The sequence below is a fragment of the Amycolatopsis ponsaeliensis genome (assembly GCF_030182635.1).
Taxonomy (GTDB): domain Bacteria; phylum Actinomycetota; class Actinomycetes; order Mycobacteriales; family Pseudonocardiaceae; genus Amycolatopsis; species Amycolatopsis ponsaeliensis.
Genome location: NZ_JAPZLD010000097.1, coordinates 1 through 17,675, shown reverse-complemented (window position 1 = coordinate 17,675; position 17,675 = coordinate 1). Strand labels below are relative to the sequence as shown.

The 17,675-nt window shown below is 72.6% G+C and carries 20 protein-coding genes; 10 read left to right on the top strand and 10 right to left on the bottom strand.

Annotated elements, in window-relative coordinates; translation table 11 throughout:
- The first annotated feature begins 144 nt into the window (after nucleotides 1-144).
- Both QQ657_RS55680 and QQ657_RS55675 read left to right on the top strand, forming a co-directional pair.
- Nucleotides 145-588 (top strand): YdeI/OmpD-associated family protein, encoded by a 444-nt coding sequence (locus QQ657_RS55680; protein ID WP_284750596.1) that lies wholly within the window; start codon nucleotides 145-147, stop codon nucleotides 586-588.
- Nucleotides 588-1,070, top strand: a complete 483-nt coding sequence (locus tag QQ657_RS55675) for a nucleotidyltransferase domain-containing protein (RefSeq protein ID WP_284750595.1) — start codon at nucleotides 588-590, stop codon at nucleotides 1,068-1,070. Before QQ657_RS55680 ends, QQ657_RS55675 begins: the two co-directional genes overlap by 1 nt.
- Here the strand turns inward: QQ657_RS55675 and QQ657_RS55670 are convergent.
- Complete coding sequence (locus tag QQ657_RS55670) at nucleotides 1,067-2,530, bottom strand: class I adenylate-forming enzyme family protein (protein WP_284750594.1); 1,464 nt, start codon at nucleotides 2,528-2,530, stop codon at nucleotides 1,067-1,069. The two genes, QQ657_RS55675 and QQ657_RS55670, sit on opposite strands and share 4 nt — an antisense overlap.
- A 255-nt stretch (nucleotides 2,531-2,785) precedes the next feature.
- On the opposite strand from QQ657_RS55670, the gene QQ657_RS55665 reads away from it, so the two are divergent.
- The 6 genes from QQ657_RS55665 (at nucleotide 2,786) to QQ657_RS55640 (ending at nucleotide 6,958) form a co-directional block, all read left to right on the top strand.
- Nucleotides 2,786-3,130 (top strand): WXG100 family type VII secretion target, encoded by a 345-nt coding sequence (locus QQ657_RS55665; protein ID WP_086856673.1) that lies wholly within the window; start codon nucleotides 2,786-2,788, stop codon nucleotides 3,128-3,130.
- 17 nt (nucleotides 3,131-3,147) lie between these two features.
- Nucleotides 3,148-3,450 (top strand): hypothetical protein, encoded by a 303-nt coding sequence (locus tag QQ657_RS55660; RefSeq protein WP_020644701.1) that lies wholly within the window; start codon nucleotides 3,148-3,150, stop codon nucleotides 3,448-3,450.
- A gap of 98 nt (nucleotides 3,451-3,548) precedes the next feature.
- Nucleotides 3,549-3,935, top strand: coding sequence for a hypothetical protein (locus QQ657_RS55655; RefSeq protein ID WP_284750598.1), 387 nt, complete (start codon nucleotides 3,549-3,551; stop codon nucleotides 3,933-3,935).
- A complete protein-coding gene (locus tag QQ657_RS55650; protein WP_284750593.1) occupies nucleotides 3,932-5,224 on the top strand; it encodes a WXG100 family type VII secretion target in 1,293 nt (430 codons plus the stop codon). Before QQ657_RS55655 ends, QQ657_RS55650 begins: the two co-directional genes overlap by 4 nt.
- Nucleotides 5,225-5,249: 25 nt before the next feature.
- Entirely contained in the window at nucleotides 5,250-6,590 is a 1,341-nt protein-coding gene (locus tag QQ657_RS55645) for an alpha/beta hydrolase (RefSeq protein WP_284750592.1), read from the top strand.
- Nucleotides 6,587-6,958: a hypothetical protein gene (locus QQ657_RS55640; protein WP_284750591.1), complete on the top strand. Its 372-nt coding sequence runs from the start codon at nucleotides 6,587-6,589 to the stop codon at nucleotides 6,956-6,958. The genes QQ657_RS55645 and QQ657_RS55640 overlap by 4 nt, the downstream gene beginning before the upstream one ends.
- Before the next feature lie 373 nt (nucleotides 6,959-7,331).
- Here QQ657_RS55640 and QQ657_RS55635 read toward each other — a convergent pair whose 3' ends face one another.
- The 4 genes from QQ657_RS55635 to nadA all read right to left on the bottom strand — a co-directional run bounded on the left by QQ657_RS55635 (nucleotide 7,332) and on the right by nadA (nucleotide 12,125).
- Nucleotides 7,332-8,495 carry a S8 family serine peptidase gene (locus QQ657_RS55635; RefSeq protein ID WP_284750597.1) on the bottom strand — a complete coding sequence of 388 codons (1,164 nt, stop codon included), beginning with the start codon at nucleotides 8,493-8,495 and terminating at the stop codon, nucleotides 7,332-7,334.
- An 86-nt stretch (nucleotides 8,496-8,581) separates the two neighbouring features.
- Nucleotides 8,582-9,475, bottom strand: a complete 894-nt coding sequence (gene nadC, locus QQ657_RS55630) for a carboxylating nicotinate-nucleotide diphosphorylase (protein WP_284750590.1) — start codon at nucleotides 9,473-9,475, stop codon at nucleotides 8,582-8,584.
- Nucleotides 9,472-11,115, bottom strand: a complete 1,644-nt coding sequence (locus QQ657_RS55625) for an L-aspartate oxidase (RefSeq protein ID WP_284750589.1) — start codon at nucleotides 11,113-11,115, stop codon at nucleotides 9,472-9,474. The genes nadC and QQ657_RS55625 overlap by 4 nt, the downstream gene beginning before the upstream one ends.
- A complete protein-coding gene (nadA, locus tag QQ657_RS55620; protein WP_284750588.1) occupies nucleotides 11,112-12,125 on the bottom strand; it encodes a quinolinate synthase NadA in 1,014 nt (337 codons plus the stop codon). The genes QQ657_RS55625 and nadA overlap by 4 nt, the downstream gene beginning before the upstream one ends.
- A gap of 111 nt (nucleotides 12,126-12,236) precedes the next feature.
- Here nadA and QQ657_RS55615 point away from each other — a divergent pair, with 111 nt between their 5' ends.
- Together QQ657_RS55615 and QQ657_RS55610 are read left to right on the top strand one after the other, a co-directional pair.
- Nucleotides 12,237-12,869 (top strand): NUDIX hydrolase, encoded by a 633-nt coding sequence (locus tag QQ657_RS55615; RefSeq protein ID WP_284750587.1) that lies wholly within the window; start codon nucleotides 12,237-12,239, stop codon nucleotides 12,867-12,869.
- Between the two features lie 40 nt (nucleotides 12,870-12,909).
- Nucleotides 12,910-13,626, top strand: a complete 717-nt coding sequence (locus tag QQ657_RS55610; RefSeq protein WP_284750586.1) for an LON peptidase substrate-binding domain-containing protein — start codon at nucleotides 12,910-12,912, stop codon at nucleotides 13,624-13,626.
- Between the two features lies 1 nt (nucleotide 13,627).
- Here the strand turns inward: QQ657_RS55610 and QQ657_RS55605 are convergent, their stop codons facing one another.
- The 5 genes from QQ657_RS55605 to bioD form a co-directional block, all read right to left on the bottom strand.
- The gene (locus QQ657_RS55605) at nucleotides 13,628-14,665 is read right to left on the bottom strand and encodes a M48 family metallopeptidase (RefSeq protein WP_284750585.1); all 1,038 of its coding nucleotides are present in this window, start codon (nucleotides 14,663-14,665) and stop codon (nucleotides 13,628-13,630) included.
- 42 nt (nucleotides 14,666-14,707) lie between these two features.
- Nucleotides 14,708-15,304, bottom strand: coding sequence for a DUF2567 domain-containing protein (locus QQ657_RS55600; RefSeq protein WP_284750584.1), 597 nt, complete (start codon nucleotides 15,302-15,304; stop codon nucleotides 14,708-14,710).
- Nucleotides 15,305-15,369: 65 nt separating this feature from the next.
- On the bottom strand, nucleotides 15,370-15,576 hold the full coding sequence (gene bsaP, locus QQ657_RS55595) for a biotin synthase auxiliary protein BsaP (protein ID WP_284750583.1): 207 nt from the start codon (nucleotides 15,574-15,576) through the stop codon (nucleotides 15,370-15,372).
- Complete coding sequence (bioB, locus tag QQ657_RS55590) at nucleotides 15,563-16,576, bottom strand: biotin synthase BioB (protein WP_284750582.1); 1,014 nt, start codon at nucleotides 16,574-16,576, stop codon at nucleotides 15,563-15,565. Before bioB ends, bsaP begins: the two co-directional genes overlap by 14 nt.
- A 72-nt stretch (nucleotides 16,577-16,648) precedes the next feature.
- Nucleotides 16,649-17,374 carry a dethiobiotin synthase gene (gene bioD / locus QQ657_RS55585; protein ID WP_284750581.1) on the bottom strand — a complete coding sequence of 242 codons (726 nt, stop codon included), beginning with the start codon at nucleotides 17,372-17,374 and terminating at the stop codon, nucleotides 16,649-16,651.
- Between the last annotated feature and the right edge of the window lie 301 nt (nucleotides 17,375-17,675).

The following is a 17,675-nucleotide window of genomic DNA, read 5'->3' as shown; positions in this document are numbered from 1 at the left end:
GCGACCCCGCCGGCCACCCACACCTCCGCCACCAGCGCGCCGCGCCCACCCGGCCCCCCCCCGCCCGCGGGGGTCGGGGGCGGACGCGGGGGGCGCCGCCCCGCCCGGGCGGCTCGCACGGCGGTTTCCGGGCATACTCGCGCCATGAAGTTCCGCACCACGGTCCTGCTCGGCGGCAAGACCGCGACCGGGCTGCCGGTCCCGGACGACGTCGTCGAGGCACTCGGCGCCGGCAAGAAGCCCGCGGTCACCGTGACGCTCGGCGGGCACACCTACCGCTCGACGATCGCGAGCCGCGGCGGGCAGTACCTGCTGCCGCTCAGCGGCGAGAACCGCGAGCAGGCGGGCGTCGAGGCGGGCGACGAGGTCGACGTCGAGGTCACCCTCGACACGGCCCCGCGCGAACTGGAGATCCCGCCGGACCTGGCGGAAGCGCTCGCGGCCGACGACGCGGCCCGGACCCGGTTCGAAAGCCTGTCCTACAGCGCGAAACAGCGGTTCGTGCTGCCGATCGGCCAGGCGAAGACCGAGGAGACCCGGCAGCGGCGCGTCGCCAAGGTGATCACCGACCTGCGCGCCGGGAAGTGATGGACGCGGGCACGGTCCTGCGCGTGCTCGACGCCGTGAAGCCCGCCGAAGTCCGGCTCGCCGGCGGCTGGGGCATCGACGCCCTCCTGGGCCGCCAGACCCGCGAACACCGCGACCTCGACCTGCTGCACCGTCTCGAGGAAGAACCCGCCGTCCTCGCGGCGCTGAGCCACCTCGGCTACCGCGAGACACTCGACCTGCGCCCGGTCCGGTTCGTGCTCTCCGACGGCGCCACGGAACTCGACCTGCACCCGCTCGTCTTCGCCGCGGACGGCTCGGCCACCCAGCAGGCCGACGACGAAGGCGCGACCTTCCCCTACCCCGCGGACTGCTTCGTCACCGGGCGGGTCGACGGCGTCGAGGTGCCGTGCGTTTCGGTGGCCCAGCAGGTCTTCTTCCACCAGGGGTACGCGCCCGCGGACCGCGACCTCGCGGACATGCGCCACCTCCGCGAGGCCTTCGGGGTCCGCACCCACTTCTAGTCGACGACGGACGCCCGCAGCGCCGCCTTGTCCGGCTTCCCCGACGGCGCGATCGGGACCGCGCCCACGAAGCTGAACCGCGCCGGCACCGCCGCCTCCCCCAGCTCGGCCGCCACGGCCTTGCACACCGCGTCGAGGTTCGGCTCGCGCCCCGGGACCGGGACCACGAACGCGTGCGCCGCCTCGCCCGTCTGCTCGTCCGGCACCGAAACCACGTACGCCTGATCGACGTCCGGGTGCGCCGCGATCGCCCGCTCGATGGGGCCGGTGTAGTGGATGACCGCGTTGACGATCACGACGTCCCGCGCCCGCCCGGACAGGTGCAGGTACCCCGCGGCGTCCAGCGAACCGAGGTCCTGCGTGCGCACCCAGCCGGCGCGCAGCACGTCCGCCGTCGTGGTCTCGTCGCGCCAATACCCGGCCAGCGCCGACGGCGTCCGTACCCAGACCTCGCCCTCCGAACCGGCCGGCAGCGGCGTCCCCGCGGTGTCGCGGACCTCGATTTCGACGGTGTCGCAGGCCTTCCCGACGGATCCGGCTCCCTCGCCGGCACCGCAGATCGTCAGCATCCCGGTCTCGGTCTGCCCGTACGCGTGGTGCATCGCGGGCCCGATCAGCTCGAGGGCCTCGGCCAGCTTGTGCGGCGGCACGGGCGAGCCGGCCACGACCAGCGTCCGCAGGTCGCTCAGGTCGACGTCCTCGGCACGCAGCACGTCGAGGACCTGGTGCAGCCGCGGCACGGTCATCAGCGCCGCGGTGATCCGCAGCCGCGGCAGCACCCAGGGGAAGTCCGGCAGCTCCTCCGGGACCACCGCGGTCCCGCCGGCGAGCAGGCACACACCCAGCTGCTCGAGCATCACCGCGCTGGTGAGCGTGCCGAACAGCAGGAACCGCCCGAACCCGGCGCCGAGCCGCTCGTGAGCCGAGCCGGGCACCGGCGCCCGCCACACCCGGCCTTCGGTCAGGGCGCGGTAGCTGTAGGCGACGCCCTTGGGCACGCCGGTGCTGCCGCTGGTGTAGACGACCGTCGCGATGTCGTCCGGGCGTCCTTGCGGTACCGGCTCCTCGTGGCTCGCGAGCAGCTCGGGCCCGACCCGCAGGATCGGCAGGCCGGCGACGGTGCCGAGCAGCTCCGGCGTCTCGGACGCCGCGTCGACGACCAGCGCGCCGACGTCGCTCACGACGTGGCGCAGCTGCGGCACGGGCAGGCCGGGCCGCACCCCGACGACGCGGCAGCCGAGCACCTGCGCGGCGACGATCGCGGCGAACCCCTCCGGGGTGACGGCGGTGGCGATGCCGACGCCGTCCCCCGGCCCCAGCCCGGCCGCCCGCAGTCCCGCGGTGAACCGGCCGACCAGCTCCCGCAGCTCGCGGCGCGACGTCACGCGCGAGCCGTGTTCGAACGCGGGAACTTCCGGGGCACGCCCCAGCTCGTCCAGCAGTGCCTGCGGGTGGACCATTTCGACCGCCTCTCGCCCGGGGCGTCCGGGTCTACCGGGCGGATCTCAGAATTTCGGCAGAACCGCGTTGAACAGCGGTTTTGTCCGTCTGCCACGGCAGACGGACGGACAGGGCGCCCCCTGTGGGTATAAGTGCCGTCAGTACGACCGGCAGTTGTGCCGTTTGACCGGACCTGGCTCTTTTCTAGCGTGACTTTCACAACGCGCGGACCACCGCGCCAGGGGTATTCGCTTCAGGAAGGAGGTGGCCCGTCCATGTCCAGTCCGGGATTCCAGGCAGATTCCGCTGCCATGACGCGCGCCGTCCAGGGTTTCGAGGAAACCGCGACGAACGCCAAGTCCACGATGGCCAGCTTGGAGTCCGAGCTGACCGAGGCGCTCCGCAACTACAAGGGTGACCAGGCCGTGGCGTTCTGGGACCTGCAGCGCCGGCTCCAGGAGAAGATGACGGTGGCGGTGAAGGAGCTCGACACCATGTCGCAGCTCGTGCACACCAGCCACCAGAACTACGGCCGCGGCGACGCCGACGTCCACCAGAGCTTCCAGGGGGTCGGCAACTCCCTCGAGGGCTCGGGCGTGATCCCCCGCCTCAACCCCTGACCTGAGAGGACAGATCGATGGCCGACGTCGTCGAAATCAATTTCGCCGCGCTGCAGCACAGCTCGGCGTCCCTGGCTGCCAAGGCCAAGGCGCTCACCTCGCAGCTGGAGCAGCTGCACCAGAACCTCCAGCCGATCACCGCGACCTGGTACGCCTCCGGCAGCTCCGCCGGTGACGCCGCTCGCCAGTCGGAGACCCGGCTGCGCCAGGCCACCGCGGACATCGTCGCCATCATCGCGCAGTTCGGCGGCAAGGTCGGCGAGGCCCACGACCTCCAGCAGTCGCTGGAGAACCGCAACCAGGGGCTGTTCGCGGGCTGAACCGCGCCCAGACGTCGGTCGGCCGGTGCGGGAAACCCCCCGCTCGCACCGGCCGACCGGCTTTCCCTCCTTACGTGCGACGAGAGAGCCGGGACCCGATGCACGACCAGTCGTACTACGTCCACCTGGAATCGCTGAAGGACTTCGTGCGGGAACTGGAGACCCAGATCCACGCGATGGCCAAACCGAACGACTTCCTGCTCACCCTCGGCGAGGAGCCGCTGTTGTTCGGCGAGTTCGGCGAGGCCGGGTCGCTGGCCGACGCCCACCGCGCGGCGGTCTCGGAGATGCAGGGCCTGCTCGACCAGGTCCGCAGCGCGATCGGGTTCGCGCAGGACGTCACCACCACGGTCGCCGACGGCTACCAGAACGCCGACGAGGCGGTCGCCGGGGACCTCCACACCTCGGGCGCCGTCACCGGCCTGCTCGACCCCGTGCTCGGCCTGCTCGGCCTGGGCGACTCGGACGGGAGCCGCAAGGGATGACGAACACCGCGCACACGAACTTCGCCGCGTACAGCCACCAGCAGCTGTACGCGATGCTTCAGGCGGGCGACCCGAACAGCGCGCGGCACGCCGCCGACAAGTGGAAGTCCGCCGCGCTGCACCTGCACGAGCAGGCCCACAACCTCAACTCGGAGCTCACCGAGTTCAAGGACCAGTGGACCGGTGGCGCCGCCGACCAGTACCAGCACATGATCGTCGACCTCGCGAACGGCATCTCCAAGGTGGCGCAGACCGCCGAGGCGATGAACGTGATGCTCGACGACGCCGCCGACGCGCTGGTGAAGGCCAAGAAGGAGATGCCGCCGCCGGTTTCGGTGCCGGACGTCTCCCCCTCCGACGTCGCGCTCGCGGTGAACCCGCCGCTGCTGCCGCCGGACTCCTCGCCCGCCGTCGTCCAGGCCGCGGCGCAGCAGCGCCAGCAGGCCATCTCGAACGTCGAGGCCCAGCAGTCCGCGGCGAACGCGGCCGGGTCGGCGCACGGCAAGGCGATCGTCGTGATGACCGAGCTGGCCGGCGAGTACAGCACCGCCGAGGAGTCGATCCCGGCGTCGCCGAACGCCGTGCAGACGCCCCCCGCCCCGCCCGCCGGTGGCGGCGCCGGCAGCGCGGGCTCGCCCGGTCTCGTCGGCAACGGCGGCACCGATCCCGGCGTCGTGGTCACCCCGACCGACGGGCACCCGCTGCCCTCGACCGGCACTCCGCAGCCGGGCACCGTGCCGACGTCGAACCCGCTGTTCGGCGACATGTTCACCGCCGGGCTCGCCGCGGCTTCGGCCGCCGCGTTCGGCCGGTTCGGCTCGATCATGCCGAAGGTGCCGCCGTGGGCGACCGGCAAGGACCCCAAGGACGGCAAGGAAGAAGCGCCCGGCACGAAGCTCGGCGGCGGCGGGGCCGGCGTCGAGGGCGGGGCCGGCGGCGGCATCCCGATCGGCGGGGGTGACGCGCCGTCGATCGGCGGCGGGGTCCCCGGCGGGGCCGGGATCGGCGGCGGTGCCGACGGTCCGGCGGCGCACTCCGGCCTGGCCGGCGACGGCGGCGCGGGCAACGCGCTGAGCGGGCTCGCCGGCGGCGCGGCCGGGGCCGCGGGTGCGGCGGCGGCCAAGGGCGCGATGCCGATGATGCCCATGATGCCGATGGGCATGGGCGGTGGCGGCGACATGGGGTCCGGGCGCCGGATCCCGGCGTGGCTGGTGGAGACGGAGAACGTCTGGGGCCAGTCGGCCCCGGTCGCGCCCCCGGTGATCGGCGAAGAGCCGGAAGCGTACTGAATCACTCTGAGAACGGAGGCGGGCCGTGACGGCTGCCGGCTATCGCGTCGCCCCGGCCCGCCTCGACTCGGCGGCGGCCGAGTTCGGTACCAGAGCGGACACTTTGTCCACCGCGCAGTCCGCGGTCGCGGCCGAGAAGGTCCCGGCCACCGCGTTCGGCCGGGTCGACGCGTCCGCCGCCGCGGCCAAGACGTTCGAGAAGACGATGACGGAGCTGGGCCAGAAGCTCGCCGACGGCGTCTCCCGCGCCAAGAAGCTCCAAAGTGGACTGACCGAGTCGGCGGCCGGGTACCGGCGGGCCGACGCGCAGGTCGCCGCGATGTACCGGGCGCTCCTGCCCGAGGATCCCCTGCCGTCCGCCGGGAACCCGGCCGGGATCGGCGGTGCGGCCGACACCGGCGCGTGGGGGCAGGCGATCGAGCAGAACCGCGCGAAGGTCACCGACGCTCTGACGGCCGAGCGCTCCCGGCTGGCTTCGCTGACCGACGCCGACGAGATCGCGCGGTCGCAGTCGCGGATCAAGCTGTACGAGGACATCCTCGCGAACAACCGGCAGATCCTGAAGTTCGACCCGTCGGGCAACGGCCGGATCGCCGAGCTCGTCGGGCACATCGAGCCGGGGACGCGCAATGTCGGGCTGTTCGTGCCGGGCGTCAACACGCAGATGTCGAACTTCGACGCGTACGCCGGCCTCGGGCGCAGCCTGGTGGCCGCGGACCCGACCGGACGCACGGCGATGGTCGTCTGGGCCGACGGCGTGTTCCCGCAGAACCCGGTGGTGCAGGGGCCGTCCGCGAGTTACGCGGAGGCGATGGCGCCGGACCTCAAGCACTTCACCGACGACCTGCGCGGCGAGATCGCGAGCCACGCGGGCTCCGACGTCACGCTGACGGCGATCGGGCACAGCTACGGCGGCGCGACGGTCGGGCTGGCCGAGACGCAGGGCCTCGACGTCGACCGCGTCCTGCACGTCGAGTCGGCGGGCATGGGCCACGGCGTCTGGTCGCCCGCGGACCTGCCGGCGAGCCAGGCGGGCGTCCAGCGGTTCTCGATGACGGCGCCGCTCGACCCGATCGAGATCGCCCAGGGCAACGCGTGGGGCCTGGAGTGGACCGGCATCGGGCACGGCGCGGACCCGGACACGTTCCCGGGCGTCACGGAGCTGGAGACGGGCCGGGCCGCCGACGGGTCGCAGCTGTGGGGCCTGTCCTCGCACAGTGACGTGCTGAAGCCGGGGTCGGAGTCGTGGACGAACATGTACCGCGTGATCACGTCCGGGCCCACCACGGCGAACGGGACCTTCGACCCGCATGGCATCCTCGAGAACGGCGTCGAGTTCCTGAACGACGGGGGTGTGCTGCGATGACTTCTTCGTCTTCGGACCTGGACCGCTTGGCGGTCGAGCTGACCGAGGTGATCGACGGCGTGGCGGCGGTGTTCGGCGATTCGCCGGACCCGACGGTGAACGGCGAACTGGACTGCGACCCCACCCGCCCCGGGCACCTGCTCTGCTGGCAGTACGGCGTCCGCCTGGAGCACCCGGGAGACCCGGAAACCAGTCTCACCGAAGTGATCCCCACCTTGGAACAGCGGGGCTGGCAAGCCCACGACCGCAGCACCCCACGCGAGCTGATCGCGAGGTTCAGCCGCGAGGGCGCGGACTTCACGGTCCACGTGGCCAGAGCCAGCCACGCGGTGGCGATCATCGGCTCAACCCGCCCCGTCCCCGCCTGACCGTGTCGACCCCCCAATCACGAGTGATGCCCCTCCAATCACACGAGATGCCCTCCCAATCACGCGAGATCGCCGTCTGATCACGCGAGTTCCGTCGCCAATCACGCGAGTTCCGGCGAACCGACCGTCCAGGTACGCGAACCGACCCTCCAAGTACGTGAGTTCGCCGTTCCGGTACGCCGAACTCACGTGATCAGAGACGTGACTCGCGTGATTGAGCGCGTAACTCGCGTGATTGAGCGCGTAACTCGCGTGATCAGAGGGGCATCTCGCGTGTCTGGAGGGGCATCTCGCGTGTCTGGAGGGGCATCTCGCGTGTCTGGAGAGGCATCTCGCGTGTCTGGAGAGGCATCTCGCGTACCTGAATGGTCGGTTACGGGGTGAAGCGGGAGGGGCGCCAGCCACGGCGCCGGGCTCGGCGGACCGCCGCCACCGCCACTCCGGCCGCCGCCGCGAGAGCCACGCCGGCCAGCGCGATCGTGCCTGCCGCGATGTCGGACGGCGCCGGGGCCGGAGCCGCCGCCGGGACCACCGCCGGAGCCGAAGCCGGTGCGGTGACCGCGCCCGGCGGGGAAACGTCGGCCGGCAACGTCGAGGACACCGCCGCGTACGCGTCCAAGACTCCCCAGCCGAGACGCGGGTCGTGGCCACCGGAACCCGGGCGGTGCGCCGTGAGCTCGAGCCGCGTGACGACCTGGTCGCCGGTCAGGTCCGGGTGGTACGCCCGGACCAGCGCCGCGACGCCGGCGACGTACGCCGCCGCCAGTCCCGGGTCGGTCACCGGAAACCGGTGCGCGACCGCGCCGCCCGCTCCCGCCGACGTGCTGACCAGCTCCGCTCCCGGTGCCGCGACGCCGACGTAGTCCCCCGCCTCCGTCTGCACCGGCTCGCCCGCGGGGTTCACCGACCCGACGGACAGCACTCCGGGCGTCGCCGTCGGGTACGACCGCGCGCCCTGCTGGGTCGCCGACGCCGCCGAAACCACCACCGCGCCTTGGGAACGGGCCCGCGCGACCGCGCCGGACAACGCCGGGCTGTCGAACGCCGCGGGCACCGCGATCAGGATCACGCTCGCCCGCCGGTCCGCCGCCGTGTCGATCGCGTCGGCCAGCGCGCCCGGGTCGCCCCCGCCGCCGTCGGCCGCCGACGAGCCCGAGCCTTCGGTGTACCGGATCGGCAGCAGGTGGGCGCCGGGTGCGACGCCGGCGAACGTCGTCGACGCGTCCGGCTGCGCGCCGACGATCCCGGCCGCGATCGTGCCGCGGCCATCGCAATCCGACCGTTCGGTGCCGGCTCCGCCTTCGAGCTGTCCGGGCGCGAACTGCGTGTTCTGCCCGTCGACGCCGGTGCCGATCACGGCCACCAGCTGGCCCTCACCCCGGGTCAGCGGCCAGAGCCGCGCCGGGTCGACCAGGCGCTGCCCCCATGGGACTTCGCCGGTGTAGGTGCCGGACGGGTTGGCGCACTGCCCCTGCGCGAAGGCCGCCGGCGCGCCGGACACGGCCGCGCCCGCGACGAGGCCCGCGACCGCGAGCAGCGCCGGTAACCGCACCCGAACCCCCGAACGAAAGACGGTGGCGGAAAAGGACTTCCGCCACCGCCAGTTTACCCGGGAAACGCCGTTCAGCGAAGGTCCATGCCCAGATCCAACGCGGGTGAAGAGTGGGTCAGCCCGCCCACCGAAAGATAGTCCACACCGGACTCCGCGTAGGCCCTACCACGGTCGAGGGTGAGCCCACCAGAGGATTCCAGCCGCGTCTTCGGGGAAACCTCGTCGCGGCGCGCCACCGCCTGCCGGCACTGCTCCGGCGTGAAGTTGTCCAGCAGCACCTCATCCGCGGCCGCGGCCAACGCTTCCTCCAGCTGCGCAAGCGTGTCGACCTCCACCTCGCAGGCCAGTTCCGGCGCGTGCGCCCGGGCCGCGGCCAGCGCCGCGGTCACCGAACCCGCGGCGACGACGTGGTTGTCCTTGATCAGCACCGCGTCGCCCAGCCCGAGCCGGTGGTTCACCCCGCCGCCGCACCGGACGGCGTACTTCTGCAGCAGCCGCAGGCCCGGCAACGTCTTGCGGGAGTCCCGGATCGCGCAGCCGGTACCGTCCACTTCGGACACCCACGCGGCGGTCGCGGTCGCGACGCCGGAGAGGTGGCACAGCAGGTTCAGCGCCGTGCGCTCGGCGATGAGCAGCCCGCGCACCGGACCGCGCAGCACCAGCGCGGGCTCCCCCGCCACCAGCCGGTCGCCGTCGGCACGCCCGGCCAGCACCTCGTACGAAGAGCCCAGCACCAGGTCGAACACGGCCAGCGCGACCGGCAGCCCGGCAACCACGCCGTCCACCCGCGGGGTCAGTTCGGCCACCGCGGTCGCTTCAAGAGGCACCGTTGACGCGGTCGTCGCGTCCGGCCCGTACCGCAGGTCCTCGCCGAGCGCCGTGGAAACCACCCGCGTCACGTCCTCGACGTCGAGGCCGGAAGCGGCGATCAGGCGAAGGACCGGTTCGGAGATCGGGAAAGTCATGCCACGCCCTCCAAGGGGATCGGGTCGGCCAGCACCGGCTGGCCGGACGGGCTGAGCCGGATGAGCTGGCTGCGGCGCCAGCCGTCGTCGCGCGTCGGGAAGTCGGTCCGCACGTGGCAGCCACGCGACTCGGTGCGCCGGACGGCCGCGGCGAGCAACGCCTGCGCCACCACGGTCAGCGCCGCGTCCTCCACCGCCGCGTGCGTCCACAACGGACTGTCCTGTGTCGACAAGTCGAGCACGGAACCCGCCGCCGCCAGGCCGTCGGCGTCCCGGCCGATCGCCGCGTACCGGCTCATCACGCGCTGCAGCGCGTCCCGCCCGGCGGCGGGCGCAACAGTCCACGACGGCAGCCGGCCGCGCGAAGGATCGGCCAGCAGCCCGGCCGCGAGATCCGCCGCGACAGCCTCCGCGACGCGCTGCCCGACGACCAGCCCTTCGAGCAAACTGTTGGACGCCAGCCGGTTTGCGCCGTGCAACCCCGTCCGCGCCACTTCACCCGCGGCGTACAGCCCGGGAACCGACGAACGTCCGTCCACAGTGGTCACCACGCCGCCGCACGAGAAGTGCGCCGCGGGCGCCACCGGGATCGGGTCGGACGCCGGGTCGAGCCCCAGCACCGCGCACGCCGCGGACACCGTCGGGAACCGCCGGCCGAACCCCGAGATCGACGTCGCGTCCAGGAAGACGTGGTCGTCGACCCCGCCGGGCGCCGAGGCCATCCGGCGCGTGATCGCCGCCGAGACGACGTCACGGGGAGCCAGGTCGCCGAGCGGGTGCACGCCCGCCATGACCGCCTGCCCGGCGCCGTCGACCAGCGTGGCGCCCTCGCCGCGGACGGCCTCGGTGACCAGCGGGCAGCGTCCCCGCGCGCCCGGGGTGAACAGGACGGTCGGGTGGAACTGGACGAACTCGATGTCCGCCACGGTCGCCCCCGCCCGCAGCGCGAGCGCGAGGCCGTCGCCGGTGGCGATCTCCGGGTTCGACGTCACCTGGTAGAGCTGCCCGATCCCGCCGCTGGCCAGCAGCACCGCCGGCGCCCGGACGACGCCGGGCACCCCGTTCCGGTCGAGCACGGTGACGCCCGCGACCCGCCCGCCCGGCGTGCGCAGCGCGTCGACGGCGATGTGGTGCTCCAGCACCGGCACCCGGGCCTGCCCGGCCTGCGCGACCAGGGCGCGTTCGACCTCGGCGCCGGTGGCGTCGCCGCCCGCGTGGATGACGCGGAACGCGCTGTGCCCGCCCTCGCGGGTCCGGGCCAGCAGGCCGTCCCCGGCCGCGTCGAACTTCGCGCCGTCTTCACGCAGGCGCGCGACCGCGGCCGGGCCGCCGTCGAGGATCGAGCGGGCGGCGGCCTCGTCGACCAGCCCGGCGCCCGCGGTGAACGTGTCCTCCGCGTGCTTGGCGACCGAGTCGTCGAGGTCGTGCTGGTCTTCCAGGACGACGGCGACGCCGCCCTGGGCCCAGCGCGTGTTGCCGTCCTCGACCGCCGCCTTGGTGATCACCAGGACGTGCAGCCCGAGCGACTGGGCCCGCAGCGCCGCGGTCAGCCCGGCGACGCCGCTGCCGATCACGACCAGATCGGCACGAGCTTCCCAAACCGGGGTTTTCGCCCGTGGGTCATTAACCGGCGTGCTCATTCTCCGCCACCAGGCTGCCCGATCTCGATCATCCGCCGCACCGAAGCACGTGCTTTCGCAGCGGTTTCCAGGTCGACATGGACCTCGTCGAGACCGTCACGCAAGCACCGCAGCAGGGCCGCGGGCGTGATCATCTTCATGTACTGGCAGGACGCGCGGTCGTTCACCGCGCGGAAGTCGATGCCCGGCGCGGCCTTGCGGAGCTGGTGAATCATGCCGATCTCGGTGGCCACCAGCACCGTCTTGGCCTTGGTGTCGCGAGCCTCGTGGACCATGTCGCCGGTCGAGAGGATCTTGACCCGCTCCGGCGCCACCGCGCCCTCGCCGGCCAGGTAGAGCGCCGACGTCGCGCACCCGCATTCGGGGTGGATGAACAGGTCCGCGTCCGGGTTGGAAGCCGCGCGCTCGGCCAGTTCGGCACCGTTGATCCCGGCGTGGACGTGGCACTCCCCCGCCCAGATGTGGATGTTCTCCCGGCCGGTCACGCGCTTGACGTGCGCGCCGAGGAACTGGTCCGGCAGGAAGAGAACCTCCTGGTCAGCGGGGATCGAAGCGACGACGTCGACCGCGTTCGAGGACGTGCAGCAGATGTCCGTTTCGGCCTTCACCTCGGCCGTGGTGTTGACGTAGGAGACGACCACCGCGCCCGGGTGCTCGGCCTTCCAGGCGCGCAGCTCGGCGCCGGTGATGGAGTCGGCGAGCGAGCAGCCGGCCCGCGCGTCGGGGATCAGAACGGTCTTCTCCGGGGCGAGGATCTTCGCGGTCTCGGCCATGAAGTGCACGCCGCAGAAGACGATGGTGGAGGCGTCGCTGCTCGCCGCGATGCGGCTGAGCGCGAGCGAGTCGCCGGTGTGGTCGGCGATGTCCTGGATCTCCGGGACCTGGTAGTTGTGCGCGAGCAGGACCGCGTCGCGCTGCTTCGCCAGGCGCCGGACCTCCTCGGCCCAGGCCGCGTTCGCCTCGACCCCGCCGAACGGGGTGAGGCCTTCCGGAACCAACGTGCTGGTCATCTGGCCCTCCTGGACCTGTCTCCGGTTTTCGCCTTATAATCGAAAACCGTGCGAAGTCATCTTAACACCCAGGCCCCCCTGGCCCACGAGGTTTTGGGCGCGGTCCTTCAAGTGCGCTCGGACACACTGCGGGTCCTGCTGTGGCGCCGCGCGCTCGATCCGCACCTCGGCCGCTGGTCGCTGCCGGGCGGGCGGCTGCGGCCCGACGAGGACGTCGAGACGTCGGTCCGGCGCCAGCTCAAGGAGAAGGTCGACATCCGCCGGATCGAGCACGTCGAGCAGCTCGCGGTGTTCAGCGACCCGCACCGGGTCCCCGGCCCGCGCGTGGTGGCGACGGCGTTCCTCGCTCTGGTCCCCTCCGACGCCGACCCCGAGGTACCCGAGGACACGGAGTGGCACGACGTCGCGAAGCTGCCGCGCACGGCGTTCGACCACGAGGCGATCGTGCTGCGCGCCCGCGACCGGCTGCGTTCGAAGCTCTCCTACACCAACGTCGGGTTCGCGCTCGCGCCCGACGAGTTCACGATCTCCGCGCTGCGCGGGCTGTATTCGGCGGCGCTGGGCTACCGCGTCTCGGCGACCAACCTGCAGCGGGTCCTCTCGCGCCGGGGCCTGCTGGTCCCCACCGGCCACACGGCGGCGCCGGGCCGCGCGGGCGGGCGTCCGGCGGCGTTGTTCTCCTTCGCCGGCAAGGGCATGCAGATCACGGATCCGTTCGCGGTGTTCAAGCCGCCGAACCGGTGACCGTGCTGCGGTTTGGGTGCGCTGCCCTTACGGTTGACGCGTGACCGAGCCGGAATCGGATAGTGACGCGACGACGACCTTGCTGCCGTTGTTCCCGTTGCAGACGGTCCTGCTCCCGGGGACCAAGCTGCCGCTGCACATCTTCGAACCGCGGTACCGGCAGCTGACGGCGGACCTCGTCAGCGGCACGGTGCCGGGGCGCGAGTTCGGCGTGGTGGCCCTGCGGTCGTCCTTGACCCGCGAGGTCCGTGGTCTGGACCAGCTGTACGAAATCGGCTGCAGCACGGTGCTGCGCGAGGCGAAGCGCCTGCCGGACGGCCGGTTCGACGTCGTGACGCAGGCCCAGCGCCGCTTCCGCCTGACCGACCTCGACTGCGTGTCGGCGCCGTACCTGATCGCGTCGGTGGAGTGGGTCGACGACGACCCGGTGGCGCCATCGGGCGACATGGCCGAACGCCTCGCGGTCGTCGCCCGCACAGCGCACCGGCGCTACTGCGAAACGGCGTGGCGCAGCGACGACTGGAACACCCCGGACGCGGACACCGAGCTCGCCGAGCTGGCCTACCAGCTGGCCGCGGACTGCCTGCTGCCCCTGGAGGACCGCCAGCGGCTGCTGGAGGAACGCCACCCCCTGCGCCGGCTCCGCATCGCGTGCCGGCTGCTGACGCGGGAGGCGGGGTTCCTGGACACGCTGGGCGCGGTGCCGCTGCCGCCGGGAGAGCTGACCGACCTCGGCAAGCCGGCCAGCTTGAACTGACTCAGTCGCCGTTCCCGTTGCCGTTTCCGTTGCCGAACTTGTTCCAGACCTTGCCCGCCGTGCTGGAAACCGCTTCGCCGACGTCGCTGAACACCTTCGTCAGCGGGTCGGCCGACGAGTTCCACGAATCCTTGTACGACTTGGCCGCCGACTTGAGGTCGTCCTTCCAGTCGGACGTCGGTGCGTCTTCGTCGCGGCGCGGGTAGTCGCCAGCCAGGATCGCGCGGTACTCCTCCGACGCCGCCCACTTCTGCAGCTGGGCCGCGCGGACCACCGCGAACGGGTGCGACTCCGTCTCGACGAACTTCAGTTTGAGGAAGCTGTCGCGGATGTCCTCCACCGACTCGTACTCGGCCGCCTGCCGCAGGAACGACGGGATGTCGATGCGGGCCGGGTCGATCCCGCCCGCGATCTGGATCTGGGCGCGCAGCGCGGCCGTCGGGTCCTGGCCGCAGAGCAAGCCGGCGCGGTCGCACGACAGCTCGGCCTTGCGGAACCACTCGCGCAGCGCCGCGATGATCGCCCGGATGCCGAGCGCGCTCACCGGCGTCCACGACATCGACAGCTGCAGGCTGATCAGGCGCACCATGATCGTGCGGTAGACGGCGTGCCCGGACAGCACGTGCCCCATCTCGTGGCCGAGCACGAACCGCAGCGACTCGTGGCTCATCAGCTCGACGAGCCCGGTGCTGACCCGGATGAACGGCTCGTCCATGCCGACGGCCTCCGCGTTGATGCGCGGGTCCTGGTAGACGAACAAGTTCGGCACCGGCAGATCGAGCGTCTCGGCGCACTCGTGGCGCAGGCGGTCGAGCTCCGGGTACTGCTTCGGCCCGACGCGGATCGACGAGGCGAGCGCCATCAGCCGCTCGCCGCGCTCGTTGTAGAAGCCCGAGATGGCCTTGACGACCTGCGCGAACCCGGGCATGGCCCGCAGCGTGGCGAGCGCGCCGCGGTCCACCGGGTGCTCGTAGGCGCGCGGGCTGATGCCCGGGAAACGGACGGCGTGGTGCCGCGAAACCTCGATGTCTTCAGTCACTGAACCCCCTGTGATCGAGGGACCAGCTTAGGGGAGGCCTCTTCAGCCGAGACGGCGGCCGAGGTCGTCGCGGCCGTTCCAGGTGGCGAGCAGGCTGTACGCCAGCGTCACGCCGAGCGGGCCGGTGAGCAGCACCCACCACGACTCCAGGCGTGGCGCCAGTTCGATCACCGAGCCGAGCGCGGGCGCGCTGGAGATGGCGTAGTGGCTGTTCGCCCAGCCGACGCCGAGCAGCACGGCCAGTGCGCTCGCGAGGGCGACGCCGAGCACCGCGGCGAGGAACACGACCGGCCCGCGGCGCTCGCGCAGCAGCCAGACGACGACGCCGACCACGATCCCCAGCCCGAGCGTCATGAGCCCGAAGACGGCGAGGTCGTCGAAGCGGTGCCAGCTCTCGAGTTCGAGGGCGCCCTGGGTGCCGTCGGAGCCGATGATGCGCACGCGCTCCGGCGGCGCGAGGCGGGACCAGGCGAAGGCGAGCGGGAAGCTCAGCAGGCTGAGGGTGCCGAGCACGCTCACGGCGGGCAGCAGGTCGCCCTTGACGACGACCCGCGGGCGCCGTTCGCGGAACAGCACGGGCACCGACCACGGGCCGGCGACGGCCGACGGACGGTGCGCGGGCCCCGACGACTCACTCACCCGGACTCCCTCCTGCTCCTGCGACATGGTGCGACCGAGGGTAACCGGTCAGTGCGTGGTGAGTGTCAGCCGCCGGCCGTGTCGCCGTGCCTGCTGCACTTCGCCGTCCAGCCGAGCGGGCTCACCTGGACCACCAGCCGCCGCGCGCAGAACGTGCAGTAGCGCGGCGGCTCCAGCGCCGTCCGGGGGTTGTGGCACGCCGGGTGGTCCGTCCCACCCGGCGTCTCCTGTCCACAGTGGACGCAGAAGACGGGAGCGTCAGAGACTGTCACTGAGGGCCTTGATGGGCATCTTGAGCTCGTCGAGCATCTCCAGGTCCGCGCTGGCCGGGCGGCCGAGGTTGGTCAGGTAGTTGCCGACGATGATCGCGTTGATGCCGCCGAGCATGCCCTGCTCCGCACCGAGGTCGCCGAGCGTGAGCTCGCGGCCGCCGGCGAAGCGCAGCATCGTGCGCGGCATCGCGAGCCGGAACGCCGCCACCGTCCGCAGCGCGTCCTTGCCCTCGACGATTTCGTAGTGCTCGTACGGCGTGCCCGGCTGCGGGATGAGGAAGTTCATCGGCACCTCGTGCGGGCTCAGCTCGGCCAGCTGCACCGCGAACTCCGCGCGCTGCTCGACCGTCTCCCCCATGCCGATGATGCCGCCGCAGCAGACCTCCATGCCCGCCTTCGCGACCATCCGGAGGGTGTCGGCGCGCTCTTCCCACGTGTGGGTGGTGACGACCTCTGGGAAGTGCGAGCGCGCCGTCTCGAGGTTGTGGTTGTAGCGGTGCACGCCCATCTCGACGAGCTCGTCGACCTGCTCCTGCGTGAGCATGCCGAGCGAGCAGGCGATCTGGATGTCGTTGCCGTCCTCGCGGATGGCCTTCACGCCCTCGCGGACCTGCGAGAGCAGCCGCTTGTCCGGCCCGCGGACGGCGGCGACGATGCAGAACTCCGTCGCGCCGGTCTCGGCGGTCTGCCGGGCGGCCTTGACCAGGTTCGGGATGTCCAGCCACGCGGAGCGCACCGGCGTCGGGAAGCGGCCGGACTGCGAGCAGAAGTGGCAGTCCTCGGGGCAGCCGCCGGTCTTGAGGCTGATGATGCCCTCGACCTCGACCTCGGGGCCGCACCAGCGCATCCGGACGTCGTGCGCGAGGGCGAGCAGGTCGGGCAGCCGGTCGTCCGGCAGCCGCAGCACCTCCAGGACTTCGGCTTCGCCCAGGCCGACGCCGTTTTCGAGGACGTGCTCGCGCGCGTAGGCGAGGACATCGGTGTCCGGGACTGCGGTCACGGCGTCTCCTTGGTCGTGGTGGAAGCGTCCCTCATCGTGCACGAAGGCACCCCGGGACGACAGCGACGCAGGTCACTTCCCGGCGGAAGCGCAGCCCGCGAAGAGCTCGGGGTCGAATTCGCCGCCGAACCACGGCGACAGCCCGGCCCGCGCGGCGGACCGGAACTCCTCGGGCGAAGCCTGGCCGAGCCCGGCGGGCAGCGCGCCGAGCAGCGGCGCCCCGGCCGCGACGGGCAGGTCTTCGAGGTTGGACAGCGCGGCGAGGTCCGGTTCGGCGGGCCACGAGCCGATGATGACGCCGGCGACGGTCAGGCCGCGCTTGGTGGCGACCTCGGCGGTGAGCGCGGTGGCGTTGAGCGTGCCGAGCCCCGCTTCGGCGACGATGATCACGAGCGAGCCGAGCGACCAGGCGACGTCGGCGAGGCTGGACCCGGTCTTGTCGAAGCGCACGAGCAGGCCCCCGGCGCCTTCGATCAGGGTGAGATCGTGCCCGCTGTCGAGCTCGGAGGCGGCCCGCGCGATCTCCCCGGGATCAAGCCCGGAAAGGCCACTGCGCCGCGCGGCGGCTTCCGGCGACAGGGGGTCGGGGTACCGGCGCAGTTCCCGCGTGGTGACGTCATCGCCCGCGAGCCGCCGGACATCGGCGAGATCCCCGGGTTCATCGGGGCCGACCCCGGTCTGCGCGGGTTTCAGGACGGCAACGCGCTGCCCCCCGGCCACCGCCAGGGCGGCGATGGCCGCCGTGGTGATCGTCTTGCCGACCCCGGTCCCGGTCCCCGTCATCACCAGCATGGTCACGAACCATCAACTTAGTGACTGGGGGCGGGGGCTCGCACCGCGGGCACCGGATGGGAGGGGGTGGCGGCAGAAGGTCCCCTGGTCGGCGTGGGTTTTGCGCGGCCGGTGGTGGAACGCGGCCGGGGTGCGGCCGCGGGCGACGAATCTCCGACCGGGGCGCGCCGGGGCTGGTCGGCCCGGCCACCCGGCTCCCGGCTCCCGGCTCCCGGCTCCCGGCTCCCGGCTCCCGGCTCCCGGCTCCCGGCTCCCGGCTCCCGGCTCCCGGCTCCCGGCTCCCGGCTCCCGGCTCCCGGCTCCCGGC

Bases quoted from the DNA above. Each gene is read 5' to 3' on its own strand.
- nadC (WP_284750590.1), bottom strand. From the start codon at position 9,475: ATGACTTTCCCGATCTCCGAACCGGTCCTTCGCCTGATCGCCGCTTCC.
- QQ657_RS55655 (WP_284750598.1), top strand. From the start codon at position 3,549: ATGCACGACCAGTCGTACTACGTCCACCTGGAATCGCTGAAGGACTTC.
- nadA (WP_284750588.1), bottom strand. From the start codon at position 12,125: ATGACCAGCACGTTGGTTCCGGAAGGCCTCACCCCGTTCGGCGGGGTC.
- QQ657_RS55660 (WP_020644701.1), top strand. From the start codon at position 3,148: ATGGCCGACGTCGTCGAAATCAATTTCGCCGCGCTGCAGCACAGCTCG.
- QQ657_RS55670 (WP_284750594.1), bottom strand. From the start codon at position 2,530: ATGGTCCACCCGCAGGCACTGCTGGACGAGCTGGGGCGTGCCCCGGAA.
- QQ657_RS55625 (WP_284750589.1), bottom strand. From the start codon at position 11,115: ATGAGCACGCCGGTTAATGACCCACGGGCGAAAACCCCGGTTTGGGAA.
- QQ657_RS55650 (WP_284750593.1), top strand. From the start codon at position 3,932: ATGACGAACACCGCGCACACGAACTTCGCCGCGTACAGCCACCAGCAG.
- QQ657_RS55665 (WP_086856673.1), top strand. From the start codon at position 2,786: ATGTCCAGTCCGGGATTCCAGGCAGATTCCGCTGCCATGACGCGCGCC.
- QQ657_RS55680 (WP_284750596.1), top strand. From the start codon at position 145: ATGAAGTTCCGCACCACGGTCCTGCTCGGCGGCAAGACCGCGACCGGG.
- QQ657_RS55640 (WP_284750591.1), top strand. From the start codon at position 6,587: ATGACTTCTTCGTCTTCGGACCTGGACCGCTTGGCGGTCGAGCTGACC.
- QQ657_RS55675 (WP_284750595.1), top strand. From the start codon at position 588: ATGGACGCGGGCACGGTCCTGCGCGTGCTCGACGCCGTGAAGCCCGCC.